This is a genomic window from Kitasatospora sp. NPDC088264, from assembly GCF_040685715.1.
Taxonomy (GTDB): Bacteria; Actinomycetota; Actinomycetes; order Streptomycetales; family Streptomycetaceae; genus Kitasatospora.
Genome location: NZ_JBFBIR010000035.1, coordinates 19924 through 43632, shown reverse-complemented (window position 1 = coordinate 43632; position 23709 = coordinate 19924). Strand labels below are relative to the sequence as shown.

The window sequence follows — 23709 nt, the reverse complement described above, 5'->3', positions numbered from 1 at the left end:
TCACCGCCCCGCCGCGTGCCCGGCCATCGACCGCAGGGCGGCCAGCAGGTCCTGGGCGAGCCGTTCCACGGTCTCCCTGTGGTGCACGTTCCGGGAGTAGTACCAGCTGAGTCGCAGGCTCCCCTCGCTCACCGCGCCGACCACCTCGAGCAGGTGGTCGATCTCGGCGTCCGGGCTGCGGTCCCGGCCGATCGAGGAGTGGAAGGCGTGGTAGAGCACGCCGTCGCCGCCCCCGCCCACCGGGTCGGCCTGGCCGTGGTAGTTGAACACCACCTGCGCGGTGGCGGGGGCCGGGCCGGTCGACTCCTTCAGGTGTCGCAGGGCGCCGTGGCCCAGGCCGTTGCCGGGCACCGCGCGCACCTGGCGCCGGACGTACCGGGCCAGGGCCGGCCAGTCACCGTCCTGCTCGGGGAGCTCCAGCGCGACCGGGTAGAGCGTGGTGAACCAGCCGACGGTACGGGAGAGTTCGAGGCCGTCGAAGATCTCCTCGCGGCCGTGCCCCTCCAGGTCGATCAGCACCTGGCGCTCACCGGTCCACCCGCCGATGGTGCGGGCCAGGGCGGCGAGGAGCAGATCGCGGGGTGAGGTGCGCAGCCTCCCGACCGCGCGCTGGAACCGCGCGGTCTCCGCCGGCTCCAGGGCCACCGTCACGGCGTCGACGAAGCCTCCCAGGTTCGGCCCGTCGCCGTCCCGGGGAAGGTCGGCAGCCGGCGGGACGGCCGCCCAGTACGGCGCCTCGTGGTCGAAGCCGCCGTCCACGGCGTGCTGCCGCAGACGCTCCGCCCAGCGGCGGAAGGAGGCGCTGCGCGGCGTGGGCCGGCCCGGCCCACCGGTCCGCGCGCACTCGTAGGCGGTCTGCAGGTCGTCCAGCAGGATGCGCCAGGAGACCGCGTCCACCACCAGGTGGTGGGCGGTGAGGAACAGCCGCGGCCGACGGCCCGCGCCGAGGTCGAACAGCAGGGCCCGCAGCAGCGGCCCGGCCTCCAGGTCCAGTGCGGCGTCCGTTTCACCGGCCAGCCGGTCCATCTCCGCGAGCTGGTCCGGCTCCAGACGGTCCGACAGGTCGTGCCGCTGCAAGAGGTCGACGACTCCGACGTCGACCGTGTACTGCCGCCATCCCTCACCGGTGCGCCGGTAGCGAAGGCGCAGCGAGTCGTGCCGGGCGGGCAGTTCGGCCAGGGCGCCGCGCAGGGCCTGCTCGTCCACCCCGTCGACCAGCTCGATCAGTACCGACTGGGTGAAGTGGTGCGGGGCCACCGGGTCGGCGCCCAGGAAGGCGGCCTGGATCGGCGTCAGCGGCACGTCGCCCGCCGACGGCTCGTGCTGGTCCGGCTCGGCGGCCGTCTCGGGGACGACCACCGTGGCCAGTTGGGCAATCGTCGGGTTCAGGAAGAGGTCCCGGGAGACCACCCGCAGTCCCGCCCGCCTGATCCGGTGGACCAGCTGGATGCTCAGGATGGAGTCGCCGCCCGACTCGAAGAAGTTGTCGGTCACGCCGACCCGCTCGAGGCCGAGGACGTCCGCCCAGAGCTCCACGAGGGTCCGCTCGGTGTCGCTGCGCGGGGCCGTGTACTCGCCCTCCGGGATCTCGGCCGGCCCGGGCGCGGGCAGCGCCCGCAGATCCACCTTGCCACTGGGTGTCAGCGGCATCTCGTCCAGCACCACGACGGTCGCGGGGACCATGTAGTGCGGCAGCGACTTCCGTGCGAGCGCCCGCAGTTCGGCGGGGTCGGGCATGCTGGCCCCGACCCCGGCCCCGGTGGCGTAGGCCACCAGCTGAGGCAGGCCGACCGGGCCGGGCCGCACGACCGCGACGGCGGCGGCCACCGCCGGGTGCCCCTGCAACAGCGCCCCGATCTCGCCGAGTTCGATCCGGTAGCCGCGCAGCTTGACCTGGTCGTCGCTCCGGCCGAGGAACTCCACCGAGCCGTCCGCCCGCCGCCGGGCGAGGTCACCGGTGCGGTACATCCGGTCGCCGGGGGCACCGAACGGGTCGGCGACGAAACGCTCGGCGGTGAGCGCGGCCCGGTTCAGGTAGCCCCGGGCGAGCTGGCGGCCCGCCAGGTAGAGCTCGCCCGGCAGGCCGGCCGGGACGGGCCGCAGGTACGGGTCGAGCAGGTACGCCCCGGTGTTGGCACCGGGGCGGCCGATGACGGGGCGGCCGGGGACGACCGGCGCGTGCAGGCTGTCCACCGTGCACTCGGTGGGGCCGTAGCAGTTGTGGGCCGTGACGCCGTCGGCCTCGGCCAGCCGGCGCCACAGCCGGTCGCCGACCGCCTCGCCGCCGAGCAGGACCAGTCGCGGCCGGTGCCCCGAACCGGCCAACAGCCCGGCCGCGATCAGCTGTTCGGCGAAGGTCGGGGTGAGTTCCAGGTGGTCGATGCGATGCTCGGCGACGTACGCGACCAGCGCCTCCGGGTCCCGCCGTACGGCCTCGTCCACGACGTGGAGCTCACCGCCGCAGGCCAACAGCAGCAGACCGACCAGCGAGCTGTCGAAGGAGAACGTGGTGGTGAGCGCGGACCTCAGCCCGACGGTCGGGCCGAACAGCCGCTCCCGGTGGTCGAGCAGGAGGTTGGCCAGGTTCCGGTGCTCGACCAGCACGCCCTTCGGCCGCCCGGTGGAACCGGAGGTGAAGATGAGGTAGGCCGGGTGCTCGGGGCGCAGCGGCTCCGAGCGGTCCGTATCCGTCGGGTCCTCGGCGGACAGCGCCGACAACTCGGCCAGAACGGACGGGTCCTCCAGATTGAGTACCGGCAACTCCTTTGTCATACCTTGCAATTCACCGATGACCAGCATCGGATTCGCGTCTTCCGCCATGAACCCGACCCGCTCGGCAGGAAGTTCGGGATCGACGGGGAGGTACGCGGCACCGGCCTTCAGCACCGCGAGCACCGACACGACAGTGCTCGCGGCCCGGGTGCCGGCCACCGCGACCAGCCGCTCGGGGCCGACGCCCCGCGCGATCAGCAGGCGTGCCAGCCGGTTCGCCCGGGCGTTGGCCTCGGCGAAGGTCAGCGCCCCGTCGGGGCCGACCAAGGCAGTCAGCCCGGGGGTCTCGGCGGCCTGCCGCTCGAAGCCCTCGACCACGCCGACACCGGGCCCGCGCAGCTCGGGGCCGGGCAGCGCCGGGCCGGAGGCTCCCCCGGCGAGCATCGGCAGGTCCGCCAGGCGGCGGTGGCCGGTGACCACGCCGGTCAGCAGCACGCCCAGGTGCTCGGCCATCGCCGCGACGGTGCCGGGGTCGAACAGGGCCGTGCTGTAGCCGATCGCCGCCTTCAGCCGCCCCTGCTGCTCGTAGAAGTTGAAGCTCAGGTCGTGGCTGACCTCGGAACTGACGAGTGGGGTCGGCTCGACCTGGATGCCGGGCCACCGGATCTCGCCCGAGCGGTCGGCCTCCAGACCGACCATGACCTCGACCAGGGCGTTGCGGCTGGGGTCGCGCTCCGGCCGCAACGTCTCGACCAGCTGATCGAAGGGCGCCTCCTCGTGGACGAAGGCCTCCAGGACGGTCTCCCGCACCTGGCCGAGCAGTTGCGCGAAGGACAGCGACTCGTCGACGGTCGTCCGCAGCACCACCGTGTTGACGAAGAACCCGACCATGTCCTCCAGTTCGGGGCGACCACGGCCGGAGGTCGGGGTGCCGACGGCGACGTCCCGCGTCCCCGAGTACCGGGACAGCAACACCTGGACGGCGGCGACCAGGGCCATGAACAGGGTGGCGCCCTGCTGCTGGGCCACGGCCCGGAGCCGGTCCGCCAGCGACTCGGGGACGTCGAGGGCGAGCAGTTCCCCCGCCGTCTCCCGGACGGCCGGACGCGGCCGGTCCGTGGGCAGCTCCAACGGGGCGAGGCCGGCCAGCCGGTCCCGCCAGTACTCCAGGTGGCGGTGCTGCTCCGGGGTGTCCAGCCGCTCCCGCTGCCAGGCCGCGTAGTCGGCGTACTGCACCGGCAGCGGCGGGAGGACTGCGGCGGTCCCGTCCGTCGCGGCGATGTAGCAGGCTCCGAGGTCGCGGGCCAGGACGTCCATCGACCAGCCGTCGGTGGCGATGTGGTGGATGACCAGCGCGAGCAGGTGCCGGTTCGGACCGGACCGGGCCAGCGCGGCCCGCATCACCGGGCCGCCGCGCAGATCGAACGGCTGCCCGATCCATCGGCGCAACCACTCCTGCGCGGCGGCCTCGGCGTCGCCCGCGGCCGCCTCGCCCGGCTCGAACAGCAGGAGTTCGGGCTGTTCGGCGGGCCGGACCAGCTGGACCCCCCGGCCGTCCACGGTGCGGTAGACGGTGCGCAGCGGCTCGTGCCTGGCGACCAGGGCGGCGAGCGCCGTGCGCAGCGCGTCCACGTCCAGCTCGCCGTCCAGCCGCAGCCCGAGCGCGGTGTTGTACTCGGTGCCTTCCGGTGCGAAGTCGTGCAGGAACCACAGCCGCTGCTGGGCGGAGGAGAGTGGCAGGGGGCCGCCTCGGTCGACCGGCACCGGGCCGGCCGATTCCGCGACGGTCTCCTGGTCGAGCCAGGCGGCCAGTCCGGCGACGGTGGGCGTGTCGAACAGTTGGCGTGGCGACACCGCGAGCCCGAGGGCGGCCCGGATGCGGGAGATCACCCGGATGCTCAGGATGGAGTCCCCGCCGAGCTCGAAGAAGCCGTCCTCGACGCCGACCCTGGCGACGCCGAGCACCTCCGCCCAGATCCCGGCCAGCAGCCGTTCGGTGTCGGTCCGCGGCGCCGTGTACGGGAGGTCGGCGGCGTCCGGGGCGGCCGGGGAGGGCAAGGCCCGCCGGTCGACCGTGCCGCTGGGGGTCATCGGCAGGGCGTCCAGCACCACGTAGGCGGTGGGCACGGCCGCGACCGGCAGGCTCTCGGCGAGAAAGGCCCGGAACTCCGCGGGCTCGGGCACCGGCCCTCCGGCGGCTACGACGTACCCGACCAGGCGGCCGGGGCCGGTGTCGTCCTTGCGGACCGCCGCGGCGGCGGAGTGCACGCCGGGGTGGCGGGCCAGGGCTGCCTCGACCTCGCCGAGCTCCACCCGGAAGCCACGGATTTTCACCTGGTCGTCGGCCCGGCCGAGGCACTCGAGGTTGCCGTCCGCCCGGCGGCGGACGAGGTCGCCGGTCCGGTACATCCGGGCGCCGTGCGCCGGGACGAAGGGATCGTCACGAAAGCGCTCGGCGGTCAGCTCGGGGCGGTTCAGGTAGCCCCGGGAGACACCGTCACCGGCGATCCAGCACTCGCCCACCACCCCGGTCGGCACCGGCCGCAGGTCCCGGTCCAGCACGTAGATCCGGGTGTTGGCGAGCGGGCGTCCGATCGGCACGAAGGCCGTGTCGCCCAGCGGGTCACCGCCGAGCTGGAACACCGTGGAGTCGACCGTGGTCTCGGTGGAGCCGTAGGCGTTGACCACGACGGTGCCGGGGGCGAGCCCGGTCAGCACCTCCGCGGCCGCGTCCGCGGGCCAGCCCTCGGAGCCGACCATCAGCACCTTCAGCGCCTCCGGCCTGACCCCGCGCCAGCCCAGCTCGGCAACCAGGGCGCGCGCCAGGGTCGGCACCGTGATCATGAGCTCGGACCGGTCGGCCAGCAGCAGATCGGCCAGCGCGACCGGGTCGCTCACCGACTTCGAGGGGCAGACCGTCATCGTGCCGCCGAACAGGGTGGCCAGCAGGAAGTCCGCGAAGAAGAGGTCAACCGAGAGGCTGGAGACCGAGAGCACCCGAGGCCGGAGCGCGGTCAGACCGTAGCGGGCGTCCCAGCCGTTCACCATGTGGTAGACGTGCCGGTGCTCGACCATCACGCCCTTGGGCCGGCCCGTGGTGCCGGACGTGTAGATCACGTAGGCGAGGTCGCCCGGGGTCACCCCGCTCACCGGCGCCGTCTCGGGCAGGCTCGCCAGCACCTGCCGGTCGTGGTCCAGGCAGACCGTCCGCGCCTGGTGCCGGGCGACCCGGTCGAGCAGCCGCTCCTCGGTGACGACCACCGGGACGTCGGAGTCCGCGAGCATCTGGCTCAGCCGCTGCGCCGGGTACTCCGGGTCCAACGGGACGAACGCGCCGCCGGCCTTCTGCACCGCGAGGAGTGCGACCACCGCGTTCACGCCGCGCGCGACGCAGACGCCCACCAGCACGCCCGGAGCCACTCCGAGGCCGATCAGGTGGTGCGCCAACTGGTTCGCCCTCACGTCAAGTTGACGATACGTCAGGCGCTCGTCCTGGTCGGACACCGCAATCCCGTCCGGCGTGCGGGCGGCCTGTTCGGTGAACAGCTCGGGTACGGTGCGCGGCCTCGGCAGGTGGGTCGCGGTGTCGTTCCACTCCACCAGCAGCCGCCGACGCTCGGCCTCGGTGAGCACGGGCAGCTCACCGACCGCGGTGTGCGGCGCCGCGGCGAGCGCGTCGAGCAGGGTGGTGAGGTGCCCTGTCATCCGGGCGACGGTGTCGGGGTCGAAGAGCGCCGGGTCGTAGCCGATCGCCAGCTGGAACTCCTCGCCCGCGTGGGCGGTGAGGGTCAGCGCGTAGTTGGTGTGCTCGTCGCCCCGGTACGCGCCCACCCGCAGCCCCGACCTGGCCGCCTCCGCCTCGTCGTACGGGTAGTTCTCGAAGACCACGATGCTGTCGAAGAGGCCGTTCGGGCTGCCGCTCCAGCGCTGGACGCGGGCCAGGTCCACGTGCTCGTACTGGCGCGCCTCCACCTGGGCCGCCTGCAGGCCGCGCAGCCACTCGGCGGCCTCAGCGGTGCCGTCGACCGCGACCCGGACCGGCACGGTGTTGATGAACAGCCCGACCATGGCGTCCGCGCCCGGCAGGGTCGACGGGCGGCCGGAGACCGTGGCGCCGAAGCACACCTCGGTCTCGCCGCTGTAGCGCGCGAGCAGGACGGCCCAGGCTCCCTGGACCAGCGTGTTGACGGTCAGCCGGGCGGCCCGGGCCGCCTCGTACAGCCGGGCGGAGCGCTCCGGGCCGAGGCAGATCCTCTCCTCGCGGGAGGAGCGGGTGTCGTGCGCCCGCACCGGCTGGCGGTCGAAGAGCAGCGGAGTGGGCACGGTGAACCCGTCCAGCGCGCCGCGCCAGTACCGTTCGGCCTCGGCATCGTCCTGCCCGGCCAGCCACTGCACGTAGTCACGGTACGGGCGGCGCACCGTGGCGGCACCGGCCGGACCACCGGTGAGCAGGGAGTACTCCCGGAAGACGTCGGACAGCACCCCGGCGAAGCTCCAGCCGTCCAGCATCATGTGGTGGGTCGACCAGAACACCTCCACCTCATCGCCGGAGAGCCGGACGACAGCCACCCGGATCAGCGGTGCACTGACGAGGTCGAGGCTCCGCCCCGTCCGCTCGGCCCACAGCCGCTCTAGCTCGGCCGACCGCTCCGCCTCGGGCAGCGCCCGCAGATCGAGCTGGTCGACGGGCACCCGGACGTCGGCGTGCACCACCTGTAGCGGCTCGGCGACGTCCTGCCAGACCACGGCCGTGCGCAGCACCGGGGTTCGGTCCACGACCCGCTGCCAGGCCCGGGCCAGCGCCGCCACGTCCCCGACCCCGCCGAGCCGGACGCCGAAGTGTCCGGTGTACATGTCCCGGCCGGCCTCGGAGAGCGCGTGGAAGAGCATGCCGCTCTGGGTCGCGGTGAGCGGGTAGATGTCCTCGACCGAGCGGCCGTCACCGGCCAACCGGTCCACGGTGGCCTGGTCGAGTGCGGCGAGCGGGAAGTCCGAGGGGGTGCAGCCGCCCGCGCCCGGGGTGGCGCAGTGCTCGACGATCTCCCCCAACGCGGCCAGGAAGGCGTCGGCCACCCTCCGCACCGTCCCCTCGTCGTGCAGCTCACCCGAGTACGCCCAGTGGAACTCCAACCGCCCGTTCGCGACCCAGCCGTTGACCTCCAGCAGTTGGTGGCGGGCCTGGCCCGCGCTGCGCTCGTGCCCCTCGACGGGCAGCCGGCCGAGGAAGAGCTCGGACTGCGCCGTCCCCGCGTCGAGCCGGCCCAGGTAGTTGAAGCTGACCCCCGGCTCGGTGGCCGTCGCACCGCCGTCCGTCCCGCCCAGGCGGCGCAGGGCGCCGTAGCCGAGGCCGTTGGACGGCACGGCGCGCAGCTGCTCCTTGACGGCCTTCAGCACCTCGCCCCAGCCCGCTCCGACCGGGGCGGTCAACACGGCGGGGAACAGCGTGGTGAACCAGCCGACCGTCCGGGAGAGGTCGACGTCGGCGAACAGGTTCTCGCGGCCGTGGCCCTCCAGCGCGACCGCCACGGTACCGTCTCCGGTCCAGTCGGAGACCGCCCGCCACAGCGCGCTGAGCAGGACGTCGTTGACCTGGGTCCGGTAGACGGCCGGCACCTTGCGCAGCAGCGCGTCGGTGCGTTCGGCGTCCAGTCGTACCGAGACGGTGCGCACCGACCCCGCGGTGTTCGCTCCGGCGTGGTCGACGGGAAGCGGGGACGCGGCGGCGACGGCCGTCTCCACCCCGGCCCAGTGCTCCGGTTGGTCGGCGAAGCCGCCGGCGCGGGTGTGCTCCCCGAGCCGGGTGGCCCACTCCTGGAAGGATGTGCTCCGCGGCGGCAGGACGATCGGCTCGCCCCGGCGGGCCTGCCGGTAGCCGGTCTCCAGATCGGCGAGCAGGATCTGCCAGGACAGCGCGTCGACCGCCAGGTGGTGGACGACCAGCAGCAGCCGCGGCCGACGGCCCTCGCCGAGCCCGAGGAGCCGGGCGCGCAGCAGTGGCGCCTCCGCCAGGGCGAACCCGGTCTGCGTCCGCTCGACGAGCTCCCGGACGGCGGCCTCCTGCTGCTCCGGCTCCAGGCCCGCGAGGTCGACCCGCTCGAAGTCCTCGCCGCCGTCGGCCGCATGGTGCAGCCGCCACCGCCCGTCGGTCCGACCGGCCCTCAGCCGGAGGGCGTCGTGGTGCTCGACCAGCGCGACGAGCGCCGAGCGGAGCGCCGCCTCGTCGGTGCCGTCGGCCGGCAGTTCGAGGAACACCGCCTGGTTGAACCGGTCGAGACTGTCCTCGAGGTGCTCGAAGAACCAGTGGTGGATCGGGGTCAGCGGCACCTCGCCGCTCACCGGGCCGCGCCGCGCCGCGGCTTCGGGCCGCCCGTCCCCGGCCGCCTCGGCGGCGAGTTCGGCGATGGTCTGGCGCAGGAAGGTCTGCCGGGCGGTGATCCGCAGGCCCGCCTCGCGGGCGCGGGCGACCACCTGAAGGCTGAGGATGGAGTCGCCGCCGTGGTCGAAGAAGTTGTCCTCGACGCCGATCTCCTCGACCCCGAGCAGCTCCTGCCAGATTCGCGCGAGCGTCTCCTCGACCGCGTTGCGGGGCGCGACCCGGGCCGCGGCGGCCGGGTCACGGCGCAGGTCCGGATCGGGCAGGGCCCGGCGGTCGACCTTGCCGTTGACGTTCAGCGGCAGGCGGTCCATCAGGACGAACGCCGCCGGGACCATGTACTCGGGCAGCTGCTCGCGGGCGTGGGCGCGCAGCCGCGCCGCGTCGGGACCGTCGGCCTCGACGACCAGGTAGGCGACCAGCCGGCGGGTACCGCGCTCGTCCTGCTTGACGGCCGCCGCGACGGACGTCACCGCAGGATGCCGGGCGAGCACGGCCTCGACCTCGCCGAGCTCGATCCGGAACCCCCTGAGTTTGACCTGCTCGTCGCCCCGGCTCAGGTAGTCGAGCGTGCCGTCCGGCAGCCACCGGGCGCGGTCCCCGGTGCGGTACATCCGGGTACCGGACGCACCGTACGGGTCGGCGACGAAGCGTTCGGCGGTCAGGCCGGGCCGGCCCAGGTAGCCGCGGGCCAGAGCGTGCCCGGCCAGGTAGACCTCGCCGGGGGCGCCGGCCGGCACCGGGCGGAGCCGGCCGTCCAGCACGCGCACGCGGACACCGGGCAGCGGGCGGCCGATGGGCACGGGGCCGTCGCCGAGGGCGGCCGGGTCCAGCGGGTCGCTGAACGTCGCGCAGACGGTCGACTCGGTCGGCCCGTACGCGTTGATCATCCGGCGCCCGGCCGACCAGGTGGCGGCCAGCGCGGGCGGGCACGCCTCGCCGGCGACGATCAGCGTCAGCTCGGCGGGGATCCGCTCCGCCGGGAGCGCCGTCAGGGCGCTCGGCGGCAGGGTGACGTGGGTGACCCGGTCCCGGGCGATGAGCGTGGCCAGCGGTTCGCCGGGCACCATCTCGTCCTTTCCGGCGACCACCAGGGCGCCGCCGGAGAGCAGGGCCATGCCGATCTCGGAGAAGGCGGCGTCGAAGCCCGGCGAGGCGAACTGCAGCACTCGCGAGCCCGGTACGGTGCCGAAGCGGGCGGACTGGCCGGCCACCAGGCCGTGGACGCCCGCGTGGGTGACCACCACGCCCTTCGGGCGCCCGGTCGATCCCGAGGTGTAGATGACGTACGCGGGGTGCGCCGGGAGCAGTGCCCCGGCCGGCTCGGGCGCGGTATCCGGGAGCGCGGCGATCTCGGCGGTCGTCCGCGGCGCGTCCAGGGCGATCACCGCCGCCGCCGTCGGGAGCCGGTCCGCGGTGGCGGCCTCGGTCACCAGCAGGACGGGCGCGGCGTCGCCGAGGACCAGGCGCAGCCGCTCCTCGGGGTGGTCGAGGTCCAGCGGCAGGTACGCGGCGCCGCTCTTCAGGACGGCCAGGATCGCGACGACGGCCGCCACCGACCGGGGCAGGCCGATCGCCACCAGCTTCTCCGGGCCGGCGCCGTGGGCGATCAGCAGGTGCGCCAAGCGGTTGGCCCGCCCGTCGAGTCCACGGTAGTCGAGGGTCTCGTCGCCGCAGATCAGGGCCGGCGCGGACGGGTCGCGGGCGAGCTGGGCCGCGAAGAGCTCCGGTACGGTCCGGGGCTCGCGCCCCTGCCCCGTGCCGCTCCATTCCTCGGTGAGCCGGTGCCACTCGTCCGGGCCGAGCATCGACAGCCCGGCGATCGGCTCGCCGGGCGTCCGCGCGATCGAGGTGAGCAGGGTCACCAGGTGGCCGGCGATCCGTTCCACGGTCCGTGCCGTGAACAGGTCGGTGTTGTATCCGAGGTAGCCGGTCAGCGCGCCCGACCGCTCGAAGAAGTCGAAGGAGAGGTCCATGCTGCTGGTGACCACCGGCGGATCGACGTCCTCGATCCGCAGGCCCGCGGGCGCCCCCGCGGGCTCGGGGGTGTTGTGCAGGTTGACCGCCACCTCGGCCAGCGGCGGCCGGCTGGAGTCGCGCTCCGGCCGGAGCACCTCGACGACCTGCTGGAACGGGATCTCCTGGTTCGCGAGCGCGGCCAGCACGGTCGTCCGTACCGAGTCCAGCAGTTCGGTGAACGGCAGGTCCTCGTCGATCCGGCCGCGCAGCACCAGGTTGTTGACGAAGAAGCCGACCAGTTGCTCGGTCTCCGTCCGGGCCCGGCCGGAGACCGCGGTCGCCACCGCGACGTCGGGTCCCCCGGTCCAGCGGGACAGCAGCAGATGGACCGAGGCGACCAGGGTCATGAACAGGGTGGCGCCACCGCTCCGGCCCACCTCGCGCAGCCGGGCGGTCAGCTCGGCGGGCACCTCGAACTCGTGGAGCCGGCCGGCACCGCTGCGCACGGGCGGCCGAGGACGGTCGGTCGGCAGGTCGAGCGGGGCGAGGCCGTCCAGCCGCTCCCGCCAGTACTCCAGCTGACCGCCCAGTTCCGTACCGGCCGCCCGGTCCCGCTGCCAGGCGGCGAAGTCGACGTACTGGACGGCGAGTTCGGGTAGCTCGGCCGGCCGACTGTCGGTCTCGGCGGAGTACAGCGCGGCCAGGTCGCCGACCAGGACGCCAAGCGACCAGCCGTCGGTGACGATGTGGTGCATGCTCAGCACCAGGACGTGCTCGCGCTCGTCCAGTCGCAGCAGGCGAGTCCGGAACACCGGGCCGGTGCGCAGGTCGAAGGGGCGCCTCGCCTCATCCAGCAGCCCGGCCCGGACGGCGGCCGCCCGCTCCTCGGCGGGCAGGGCGGCGAGATCGGTCACCGGCAGCGGCACCTCCTCGGCCGGCCGGACGTGCTGCAGGCCGATCCCGTCCACCGCGTCGAAGACCGTGCGCAGCGACTCGTGCCGTCGCACCAGACGGTTCAGCGCGGTGTGCAGCGCCGGCACGTCGAGCGCGCCCGTCAGCCGCAGCGCCCGCAGGGTGTTGTACTCGATGCTCTCCGGGTCGATCTCGTGCAGGTACCAGAGCCGCTGCTGGGCCGAGGAGAGCGGTGAGCCGCCCTCCCGGGAGACCCGGGTGATCCGGTCCTGCTCCCAGTCGTCGAGCGCCTGGCCCATCAGCCGGCCGCGCAGCAGCTCCTGGAGGTGGGCCGGCAGCGCGGCGATCCGGGCCTCCCTCGAGGCGGTGCCGTCCACGGTGCCCTTCCGGTCATGCCCTGCCATGCGTACCGCCTCCGACTGCTTCTTCCAGGCTGATCAAGATCTTTTCCTCCAGGACGTCCGCGAGGGCGGCCACCGTCGGCCGGTCGAAGAAGTCCGCGGGCGAGAGCTCGACACCGAACACTCCCGCCATCCGCGACATGAGGCGCAGGCTGGTGATGGAGTCCCCGCCGAGGTCGAAGAAGTCGTCCTCGACCCCGATGCGCTCGGCGTCGAGCACCTCGGCCCAGATCCGGGCCAGCGCCTCCTCGGTCGGAGTGCGCGGCGCCAGGTAGCCGACCGCCACGGTGTCCTGGCGGGTCGGCGCAGGCAGCGCCCGGCGGTCGACCTTGCCGGTGGGGTTCAGCGGCAGGGCCGTCAGAACCACGAAGGCCGAAGGCACCAGGTGGCCCGGCAGGACGGCGGCAGCCGCCCGGCGCAACCGCGCGGCGTCCGGCGCCGGCCGGTCGGGCACGGGCACCACGTAGGCGACCAGGCGCTTGTGCCCGGACTCCTCTGCACGGGCGACCACCACGGCCTCGCCGACGCCGTCCAGGCCGAGCAGCGCGTTCTCCACCTCGGCCGGCTCGATCCGGAACCCGCGGATCTTCACCTGCTGGTCCGCCCGGCCGGCGAACTCCAGCCGCCCGTCGGCGTTCCAGCGCACCAGGTCGCCGGTGCGGTACAGCCGGGCTCCGGGTGGGCCGAACGGGTCGGCGACGAACCGTCCGGCGGTCAGCGCGGGCTGGTCGAGGTAGCCCCGCGCCAACGCGACCCCGCCGATGTACAGCTCGCCGATGACGCTCACGGGCACCAGCGAGAGACGGGCGTCCAGGACGTACGCCCTGACGTTGGGCGCGGGCGTGCCGAGCGGGACGGTGCGGTGCCCGGCGCCCGGCTCGACCGGGAACATGGCGACCGCCATCGCGGTCTCGGTCGGGCCGTAGATGTTGAACAGGCGTCGGCCGTGCGACCACTCCTCGGCGAGCTGGGGCGGCAGGACGTCACCGGCCACGCCCAGCACGGCCAGGTCCGGCAGCGCGCCCGGGTCCAGCGCGGGGAGCAGGGCCGGCGGCACGGTCAGGGCGGTGATCCGGTCCTCGCGCAGCTGCCGCTGCAGCACCTCCGGGCTCTGCACCGCGTCGGGCCGGGCCAGGACCAGGGTCGCCCCCGCCACCAGGGTCTTGAAGACGTCCCAGACGCCGCCGTCGAAACTGAGCGTGTAGAACTGCAGGACCCTGCTCCCGGGGCCGAGCCCGTAGGCCCGGCCGGCCGCCAGGACGATGTTGTACAGCGAACGGTGCTCGATCATCACGCCCTTGGGGCGGCCGGTGGAGCCCGAGGTGAACATCAGGTAGGCGAGGTCGCGCGGGCCCGCCCCGGCCTCCGGTGCGGTGTCCGGCCGGGCCGAGATCGCCGCGTCCTCCTCCTCCGGGCACACCACGACCATGCCGGGCCGGGCGAACCCGTCGGCCAGGTCGCGCCGGGTCAGCAGCACCCGCGGGCCGGCTTCGGCCAGCATGGCGTTCAGTCGCTCCGGCGGGAAGTCGGGGTCGAGCGGCAGGTAGCCGGCCCCGGCCTTCAGCACGCCGAGGATGGCCGCCACGGCGTCCACCCCGCGATCCAGCGCGATCCCCACCACGTCGCCCCGGGCCACTCCCAGCGCGGCCAGGTGGTGGCCGAGCCGGTTCGCCCGCCGGTCGAGTTCGGCGTAGCCGACGACGGTGTCCCCGGCCACCATCGCGGCGGCGTCGGGCTGCCGCCGCGCCAGCTCGGCGATCACCTGTTCCACCCTCCGGTCGAGCGGATCGGCGGTGGTGGTGCCGCTCCACTCCTGCCCGAGGCGGTGCCGCTCGGCGGCGGTGAGCACCGGCAGCCGGCCGAGCGCCCGGTGCGGGTCCTCGGCGACGGCCGCGAGCAGCACCTCCAGATGCCCGGCCATCCGCTCGACCGTGGCCGCGTCGAAGCACTCGGGGTCGTAGTGCAGCAGCAGCGAGAGCCGCTCCTCGGCGTAGGCGACCAGGTTCAGCGGAAAGTTGGTGCCGCTGCGCGCCTTGATGCCGCCGAGCTCCAGGCCGAAGTCGGCCGCCAGCCGGTCGTCCACCGGGTAGTTCTCGAAGATCACCACACTGCCGAACAGCTCCGCGTCGCTGTGCGGCGCCACCCACTGCTTCAGCCGGGCCAGCGGCACCTGCTCGTACTGCCGGGCCTGGGCCTGTCCTTCCTGCAACTGCCTCAGCCAGTCGGCCAGTTCGGCGCCAGGGTCGACCAGGACGCTGACCGGGAGGGTGTTGATGAACAGGCCGATCATGTCGTCCACGCCGTCCAGCTCGGCGGACCGGCCGGACGCCGTGGCGCCGAAGCAGACCTTCGCCTCACCGCTGTAGCGGACCAGGAGCAGCGCCCAGACCCCCTGCAGCACGGTGTTCAGCGTCACCCTGACCTCACGCGCCACGCCGTACAGCCGCTCGGACAGCTCAGCCGGCAGTTCGAGCGCCACCTCGGCCGAGGAGGCGCTCCGGTGGCCCACCGCCGGCGGCCGGTCGAAGGGCAACGGGGTCGGCGACTCCCAGTCGGCCAGCACGCCGCGCCAGTACTCCTCGCCCGCCCCGGGCTCCTGTCCGCGCAGCCAGGCGACATGGTCGCGGAACGGACGGCGCCGCTCGGGCGTCCGGCTCCGGCCCCCGGCCAGGGCGGTGTACTCGGCGAGCACCTCCGCCAGCAGCCGGGCCGCGCTCCAACCGTCCAGCAGGACGTGGTGGAAGGTCCAGAACACCCGGACCCGGCTGTCGTCGAGCGCGGCGACGGCGATGCGCATCAGCGGCGCGTCGGCGAAGTCGAGCCCGCGCTCGCGGTCCTCGCGCAGACGCACCTCGACCGCCGCCCGGTGCCCTGCACCGTCCAGCCGCGTCCAGTCCAGCCGCACCACCTCGAGCGGGGCCCGGGTGTGCACCACCTGCAGCGGCTCCGGGAGGCCGTCCCAGCGCAGCGCCGTGCGCAGCACCGGCGTCCGGTCCACCACCCGCTGCCAGGCAGGGCCGAGCAGCTCCGGGCGCCGGACGCCGGACAGCTCGAAGTGGTTCTGCTCGAGGTACAGACCGCGCCGCTCGTCCACCAGGCTGTGGAAGAGCATGCCGCTCTGCATCGGGGTGAGCGGATAGACGTCCTCGACCTGCCGGCCGTCACCGACCAGCCGGTCCAGCGCCTCCTGGTCCAGCCCGCTCAGCGGGAAGTCGGACGGCGTACGGCCGCCGGCCCCCGGCTCGGCGCAGTGCGCGACGAGCGCGGCGAGCGCCTCGGCGTACTCCGCGGCCAGCCGTTCGACGGTCTCCCGGTCGTGCACCTGCCCGCCGTACTGCCAGGTGAACTCCAGCCGGCCGTCCCGCACCGCACCGACCACGTCGATCAGGTGCAGCCGGGTGCCCTCACGGTCCTGGTACAGGCCGATCTCGGAGACGCTCCGGAACAGCCCTCGGGGCGCGGCGGCGCCGAAACGGCCGAGGTAGTTGAAGCCGAACTGCGGCAGCGGGTCGGACGCCAACTCCGGCGCCCGGACGGTGCGCCGCAACGCGCCGTAGCCCAGCCCGCGACCGGGCACGGCCCGCAGCTGCTCCTTGACCGACTTCAGCAGGCCACCGGGGCCGGCCTCGTCGGCGGCGGCGTCCAGCAGCACTGGGAAGTACGAGGTGAACCAGCCGACCGTGCGGGAGAGGTCCAGGTCGGCGAAGAGCTCCTCACGCCCGTGCCCCTCCAGGGCGATCACCGTACGCGGCCGACCGGTCCACCGGGCCAGGACCGGCGCGAGGGCGGCCAGCAGGACGTCGTTCACCTCGGTGCGGTAGACCTCGGGAACGCCCTTGAGCAGCGCCTCGGTGGTGGCGGCGTCGAGTCGGACCCGCACCTCCCGGGTGCCGGCGACCAGATTCGGCCCGGCCGCGCCCGGCGGCAGTTGGTGCTCGGCGTGCTCGAAGACCGGCTTCCAGCGGGCGAGTTCGCCGTCGAAGTGCCCGTCTGCCGCCAGCCGGGCGAACCTCCGTGCCCAGTCCCGAAACGAACCGGTGCGCGCGCCGAGGTCCACCGGGTCACCGGCCAGCGCCTGCCGGTACGCCGTCTCCAGGTCCTCCAGCAGGATCCGCCAGGACACCCCGTCGACGACCAGGTGGTGCACCGTCAGCAGCAAGCTGGCGGGCCGGCGCCCGGCGGTGAACAGGACGGCCCGCAGCAGCGGGCCCCGGGCCAGGTCCATGGCATGCTGCGCCTCCTCGGTCACGGCGTCGACCAGGGTCGCGGCCTCCGCATCCCCGAGCCCGGCGAGGTCCACGGTGCGCAGCAGCCCGGCGGGCTCCTCGGCCGCGTTCTGCTGCGACCAGCGCCCGTCGGCCCGGTCGAAGCGCATCCGCAGGACGTCGTGGTGGTCCAGCACGGCCGCCACCGCCGTCCGCAGCGCGGACTCGGACGGCGCCTCGGCGAGTTCGACGGTGACGAACTGGTTGAAGGCCGCCGCACCCTCGCTGTGGACGTGCTCGAAGAACAGGTCCTGGATCGGCGTCAGAGGCGCCGGACCCTCCACCCGGCCTGTTCCGGGCGACGCCCCGGCCGGCTGTCCCGGCTCCAGCCCACCCGCCAGCTCGGCGATGGTCGGCCGGCGGAACACGTCCTTGGAGGTGAGCCGCAGACCCGCCTGACGGGCCCGGGCGACCACCTGAAGGCTGAGGATCGAGTCGCCGCCGAGGGCGAAGAAGTTGTCGTGAACGCCGATCTGCCCGGCGCCGAGCACCTCTGCCCAGATTCCCGCCAGCGTACGCTCGGCCCCGGTCACCGGCTCGACCGGCTCGACCTCCCCCGCCGGAGCCGGCTCCGGGGCGGGCAGCGCCCCCCGGTCGACCTTCCCGTTGGGGGTGAGCGGCATCCGGTCGAGGACCACGAAGACGTCCGGCACCATGTACCCGGGCACCAGCCCCCGAAGGTGCGCGGCGAGTGCCTCGGTCCGCAGGTCGGCACCCGGCTCGGGGGTGACGTACGCGACCAGCCGACGGCCGTCGGCGGCGAGTGTGACCGCGCTCTGCGCGACCCGGGGCACGGCGCCGAGCAGGCTCTCGATCTCACCGAGCTCGATCCGGAACCCGCGCACCTTGACCTGGGTGTCCATCCGGCCGAGGTAGTCGAGCGCCCCGTCCGGGCGGCGGCGCACCAGGTCGCCAGTGCGGTACATCCGCGCGCCGGGCGGACCGAACGGGCAGGCGACGAAGCGTTCGGCGGTCAGGCCGGGCCGGTTGAGGTAGCCCCGCGCCAACCCGGCGCCCGCCAGGTGCAGTTCGCCGGGCACGCCCACCGGGACGGGCTGCCCGTACGGGTCGAGCACGTAGGCGCCGGTGTTGTCGACCGGCGTGCCGATGCCCGGCGGTCGGCCGTCCGACTCCCCGGGCGCCACCTCGCCGGCCGTGCCGACCACCGTGACCTCGGTCGGCCCGTAGTTGTTGACCAACCGGAACGGCAGCCCCGGCGCGGGTCGGCGGTGCAGCACGTCGCCACCGGTGAGAACGGTGCGCAGGGCGGTGCCGGCGAGGGCGGGCTGGTCCAGCAGGACCTCCGCCAGCGGGGCGGGCAGGAAGCAGACGGTCGTCCCCCTCCGGGTGAACCAGTCCACCAGGGCGGACGGGTCGTCCAGGACGTGCGGCTCCGGCAGGTCGACCCGGGCGCCCGCGGTCAGGTAGGGCCAGAGCTCCCACTGCGCCGCGTCGAACCCGAGCCCCGCCAGCTGGCAGGCCCGGTCGGCGGGCCCGACGCGGTACGCCCGGTTGTGCCAGGCACAGAGGTCGGCGAGCGAGCGGTGCGAGACCATCACGCCCTTGGGCACACCGGTGGAGCCGGAGGTGTAGACGATGTACGCCAGGTCGTCCGGCTCCACCCGGATGTCCGGCTCCGTCTCCGGTCGGCGTGCGATCTCCGGCCAGGCGCGGTCGAGTTCGACCACCGGCGTCCCCGACGCCGGAAGCCCCCCGGCGGTGGCGGAGGTGGTGAGCAGCACCGGAGCCCCGGTGTCCTCGACGACCAGGCGCACCCGCTCGGCCGGCAGATCGGGGGCGAGCGGCACGTAGACCCCGCCCGCCTTCAGGACGCCGAGCATCGCCACCAGCAGCAGCGGGTCCCGCTCCATGGACAGCACCACCGGCACGCCCCGGGCCACGCCGTGCTCCACCAGGTAGTGCGCCAGCCGGTTGGCCCGCTCGTCCAGCTCGGCGTACGAGAGCAGCCGCTCCCCGGCGCCGACGGCGATCGCCGACGGCGCCCGACAGGCCTGCTCCGCGAACCGGTGGTGCACCCCCCGCACCACGTCGTGGTCGGCGGCGGTGTCGTTCCATCCGGACAGCAACTGCTCGCGCTCCGGGCCGGTCAGCAGCGAGAGTTCGAAGATCCGCCGGTGGGGGTCGGTGCCGAGCTCGGTGAGCAACGCCCGCAGCCGGTCGGCCATCCGCTCGATGGTCCGCGCGTCGAACAGGTCGGTGTTGTACTCGACCATGACGTCGAGCGCGCCGTCCCGCTCGGTGAACTCCAGGGTGAGGTCGAGCACCGCCGCCCGGCGCGGCAGGTCGAGCCACTCGCTGCGGATCCCGGCGAGGTCGAGGGCTCCGGCCGGGGCGTTCTGCAGCACCACCATGGCCTGCACCAGCGGGGTGAGGCTCGGGTCCCGCTCCTCGCAGAGCTCGTCCACCAGGTGCTCGAACGGGATGTCCTGGTGGGCGAAGGCACCGAGCACGGTCTCCCGTACCTGGGCCAGCAGCTCCGGGAACCCGGTCCGCCCGTCCACCTGGGAGCGCAGCACCACGGTGTTGATGAACGAACCGACCAGTTGCTCGAGTTCGCGCCGGTCACGACCGGAGACGGCCGTGCCTACGGCGATGTCCGACTGGCCGGAGAGCCGGGCCAGCAGTACCTGGCAGGCCGCGACCAGGGTCATGAACAGGGTGGCGCCGTTCGCCCCGCCCAGTGCCTTCAGGCCGGTCACCACGCTGTGGTCGACCCCGAAGCGGTGCACGGCGCCGGCCGAGGTGCGCACGGCCGGGCGCGGCCGGTCGAACGGCAGCTCCAACGGCGTGAGTCCGGCCAGGCGGTCACGCCAGTAGTCGAGCTGCTCCGCCGTGTCCGCACCGGCCGCACGGTCCCGCTGCCAGACCGCGTAGTCGGCGTAGCCGATGCGCAGCGGCTCCAGCGCGGCCGGCCGCCCTTCGCAGGCGGCGGTGTACAGGGCGCTCAGCTCGTCGGCGATCAGCCCCATCGACCAGCCGTCGGTGGCCAGATGGTGAACGCCGAGCACGAGGACGTGGTCACGCTCGCCCAAGCGGACCAACAGCGCCCGCAGCACCGGTCCGGTGCGCAGGTCGAACGGCCGGTCGGCCTCCTCGGCCAGCAGCCGCTCCAACTCCTCGGCCCGCTTCCTCGCGGACAGCGTCGAAAGGTCGGCCACGGTGAGCGGCACGTCCACCCCGGGTGCCGGGGCGACCACCTGGAAGGCCTCCCCGTCCTCGGTGGAGATCGTGGTGCGCAGTGGCTCGTGACGCTCGACCAGCTCCACCAGGGCGCGTCGCAGCGCGTCCGTCCGCAGGGCGCCGCGCAGCCGGTGGCCGACGTGCACGTTGTACGCCGCGCTGTCCGGATCGAACTCGTGGAAGAACCAGAACCGCCGCTGGGTGGAGGAGAGCGGCAGCCTGCCGTCCCCGGCCACCGACTCGATCGGAGCCGCCGCGGCCGACGCCGCCCGGCCGTCCGCCAGTTCCGCGATGGTCCGCGCCCGGAGCAGCGCCCGGACGGTCAGGTCCCAGCCGAGCTCCGCCCTGATCCGGGAGATCGCCCGGACCGCGGACAGCGAGTCACCGCCGAGTTCGAAGAAGTCGTCGGTGACCCCGACCTCGGCCAGCCCCAGCACCTCGCGCCAGACCACGGCCAGCATCTCCTCGACGGGATCGCGCGGTGCGACGGACTCCGCCTCCACACTGTCCTGTCGGGTCGGCGCCGGCAGGCTCGCGCGGTCGAGCTTGCCGTTGGTGGTGAGCGGGAACCGCTCCATCACGTGGAAGGCCGCCGGGATCATGTAGCCGGGCAGCCGGTCGGTCAACAGCTCGCGCAGCCGCGACGGCGGCGGCACCTGGGCGGTCGGCTCGCCGGGCACCAGGTAGGCGACCAGCCGGCGGTCTCCCGGGCGGTCCTCACGGACCAGCACCGCGGCCCCACCGACGGTCGGTTCGCGCGCCAACGCGGCCTCGATCTCCCCGAGTTCGATCCGGAAGCCGCGTAGCTTCACCTGGTCGTCACCGCGCCGCAGGTACTCCAGACCGCCGTCGGCGCGCAACCGCACCAGGTCGCCGGAGCGGTACATCCGCACGCCCTGCCCGCCGAACGGGCAGGCCACGAAACGCGCCGCGGTCAGGTCGGGCCGGTTCGCGTAGTTCCGGGCGAGCCCGGGGCCGGCCACGTACAACTCGCCTGCCGCCCCCGGCGCCACCGGGCGCAGACCGGCGTCGAGCACGTGGAAGGTCAGGTCGGGGATGGCCGTGCCGATGTCGCTGCCGGCGTCCGCGGCGGCCCCCTCGGCGTCGAGCGTGATGAAGGAGGCGTGCACGGTGGTCTCGGTGATCCCGTACATGTTGACCAGGATCGGCGCCGTGTCGCCGTGGCGCTCGTACCACTCACCAAGCCTGCCGAGGTCCAGCGCCTCCCCGGCGAAGACCACCCAGCGCAGGGCCAGCCGGGCGCTCAGCTCCGGTTCGGCGCGGTCGGCCGGCATCAGCTGGTAGAAGGCCGACGGGGTCTGGTTCAGCACCGTGACCTGCTCGTCGACCAGCAGCCGCAGGAAGTCGGCGGGCGAGCGGGTCACCTCCTGCGGCACGACCACCAGCCGGCCGCCGTGCAGCAGTGCGCCCCAGATCTCCCAGACCGAGACGTCGAACGCGAAGGAGTGGAAGAGCGGCCACACGTCCCGCTCGTCGAAGCCGTACCAGTGCGCGGTCGAGGCGAACAGCCGCACCACGTTGCCGTGCGGGATCACCACGCCCTTGGGCCGCCCGGTGGAGCCCGAGGTGTAGATGACGTACGCGGGGTTCTCCGGGCTGCGCCCGGCCGTCGGCAGGGCCACCGACGCGGCCGCAGCCACCGCCCCGGCCGTGCCCGGATCGTCGAGGGCCAGCCAGGAGGCGTCGGACGGCACGCCGGCGAGGCCCTCGCCCACCTCGGTCGTGGTGAGGGTGAGCACCGGCCGGGCATCCTCCAGCACGTGGGCGATCCGCTCGGCCGGGTACTCGGGATCGATCGGCAGGTAGCCCGCACCGGACTTGAGCACCGCGAGGATCGCCACCAGCATCTCGGTCGACCTCGGCAGCAGCAACGCCACGAACCGTTCGGGGGCGGCACCGCGATCGACCAGAAGCCGTGCCAACTCATCTGACCTGGAGTCGAGTTCGGCGTAGTTGAGCGACTCGCCCCGGTACGTCAGGGCCGTCCGATCCGGCGTCCGAGCGGCCTGCTCGGCGAACAGCTGGTCCAGGCAACGCTCCTGCGCCACACCCATCGGTACTCCTCCTCCTCGGCTTGGGATTGCTCTGCGGGACCGCGACTCACGGTGTCCTCGGCCTGTCACTCGTACGCGCCGAGATGGCGGTACGCGGGCCAGAGCGACTTCCACGGCGCGCGCGGCCCCTGGCAGATCGAGATCTGCCGGCCCTGCTCTGGATTGCCGATATCCAGCCCGTTGTCGAGCCGGGCGACGGCCGTACACCGCTCGAAGTCCGCGGTGAGCCGGTCCTGGTCGATGCCCACGGCGACCACCACCTCCGCGGAGTCGGGCGGCGGCCCCCAGTTGTGGAGCTCGTTGTGCCCGCTGTAGACGGCGGGCAGGCCGTACTTCTCGCCGTAGCGGTCCAGCGCACCCGCCTCGCCGAAGTTGCCCGCCAGCAGCACCGCGCGGGCCCTCTCATCCGCCGACAGCCCGTCGTACACCGCCGCCACCTGCGCGACCGTGGTCGGCCAGCCGACGGTCTCCAACGCCATGCTGTTGATCGCCGCGCTGTGCAGCGACCTCTCCGGAATGACCGGCAGCGTCAACAGCATCTGGAGCAGCGCGGTCAGGACCAGCCCGACCGCGACCACCGGCATCCGCCGCCGACCGCGGGCGATCCAGCGGTCGGCCCGGACGGCCCCGACGGCGAACAGTGTGACCAGGAAGCCCCCGGTGTAGTCCGGCCGACCGCCCTCGATCATCAGCGCGGCGACCGTCGCCAGCAGGTAGCCGATCGCCACCGCCCGCACCGGGCGCCACTCCCGCTTGCGGAGCAGCCCGATCAGACCGGCGACCCAGAACACCGCCAGCCCGGGACCGAGCAGCAGCAGCAGGTTCGACACGAACATCGAGCGGTTCGCCGAACCGTCGCTGGCGCCCAGCGCGTGCGCCATCTGGATCTGCGGGAAGTCGTGGGTGATCTGGTAGACCAGGTTCGGCGCACCGATGACCAGCGCCAGCGCCATTCCCAGGTAGAGCCGCTTGTCGCGAAAGACGTCCCGGGGCCCGACCACGGCCAGACCGAGCAGCAACACCACCGGCAGCAGCAGCACCATGTACTTGGCGTAGAGCGCCGCACCGCACGCCGCACCCGCCCACAGCCACCACCGGCCGTCCCGCCGCAGCAACGCCCGCAGCACGAACAGCATCACCAGGCACCAGGCGACGGCATCCAGGCTGCTGGTCAGGATCCAGTGGCCGACGCTCAGCACCATCACGGAGCTGCCCAGGCCGATCGCCGTCATCAGCTGCGCCCGCCGCGAGGCCCCGAACTCGGCCGCGATCAGCGATCCGAGCACCACCACCGCGACCGCGCACAGCACCGCCGGGACGCGGATCGCCCAGAGGCTGTCCCCGAAGACCAGCGTGGCCACCCGGACGATCGCCGGCAGAGCCGGCGGCTGGTCCACGTAGCCCCAAGCGAGCCCCCGCTCACCCAGCATCCGGAAGTACAACTCGTCGGCGTCATAGCCGTATTCATTGATGAACAACAGCAGGACGGCAGCCGTGCCCGCCGCCACGGCGGCCACTGGTCGCCAGGCCGGCACCGCCGCCGACGGGGAGACCCCGGGCCCGGCCTCCTGCCGTTCGGTGACCCGCGTCCCGTCCGTACCAGTGGAAGCCATCAAAACCCTCACGTAATGGAGATCTGCCGACACCTGGGCAGGCCGGACGCCGGGCGTCACGACCCTCGGCAGATCCTCGTCGAACTACCGATCGAGGCTCCATGTGTTTGACTCGTCCGCTAAACAGCTCAGTCCGGAGCGCCTTTGACGGGTTCATCTCCACCCTGCGACTGATGCCGCCTCACCCTCACGGTGGAC

The 23709-nt window shown here is 73.7% G+C and carries 3 protein-coding genes; all 3 read right to left on the bottom strand.

Annotated features, from left to right (window positions below):
• The gene (locus AB0O82_RS24750; protein ID WP_363586130.1) at positions 1-12360 is read right to left on the bottom strand and encodes an amino acid adenylation domain-containing protein; all 12360 of its coding nucleotides are present in this window, start codon (positions 12358-12360) and stop codon (positions 1-3) included.
• Positions 12347-21898: an amino acid adenylation domain-containing protein gene (locus AB0O82_RS24745; protein WP_363586129.1), complete on the bottom strand. Its 9552-nt coding sequence runs from the start codon at positions 21896-21898 to the stop codon at positions 12347-12349. Before AB0O82_RS24745 ends, AB0O82_RS24750 begins: the two co-directional genes overlap by 14 nt.
• A gap of 65 nt (positions 21899-21963) precedes the next feature.
• Entirely contained in the window at positions 21964-23511 is a 1548-nt protein-coding gene (locus AB0O82_RS24740; RefSeq protein ID WP_363586128.1) for a glycosyltransferase family 39 protein, read from the bottom strand.
• Between the last annotated feature and the right edge of the window lie 198 nt (positions 23512-23709).

Excerpts from the sequence above, each read along its gene's own strand:
- AB0O82_RS24750 (WP_363586130.1), bottom strand. The coding sequence starts at position 12,360 with ATGGCAGGGCATGACCGGAAGGGCACCGTGGACGGCACCGCCTCGAGG.
- AB0O82_RS24745 (WP_363586129.1), bottom strand. The coding sequence starts at position 21,898 with ATGGGTGTGGCGCAGGAGCGTTGCCTGGACCAGCTGTTCGCCGAGCAG.
- AB0O82_RS24740 (WP_363586128.1), bottom strand. The coding sequence starts at position 23,511 with ATGGCTTCCACTGGTACGGACGGGACGCGGGTCACCGAACGGCAGGAG.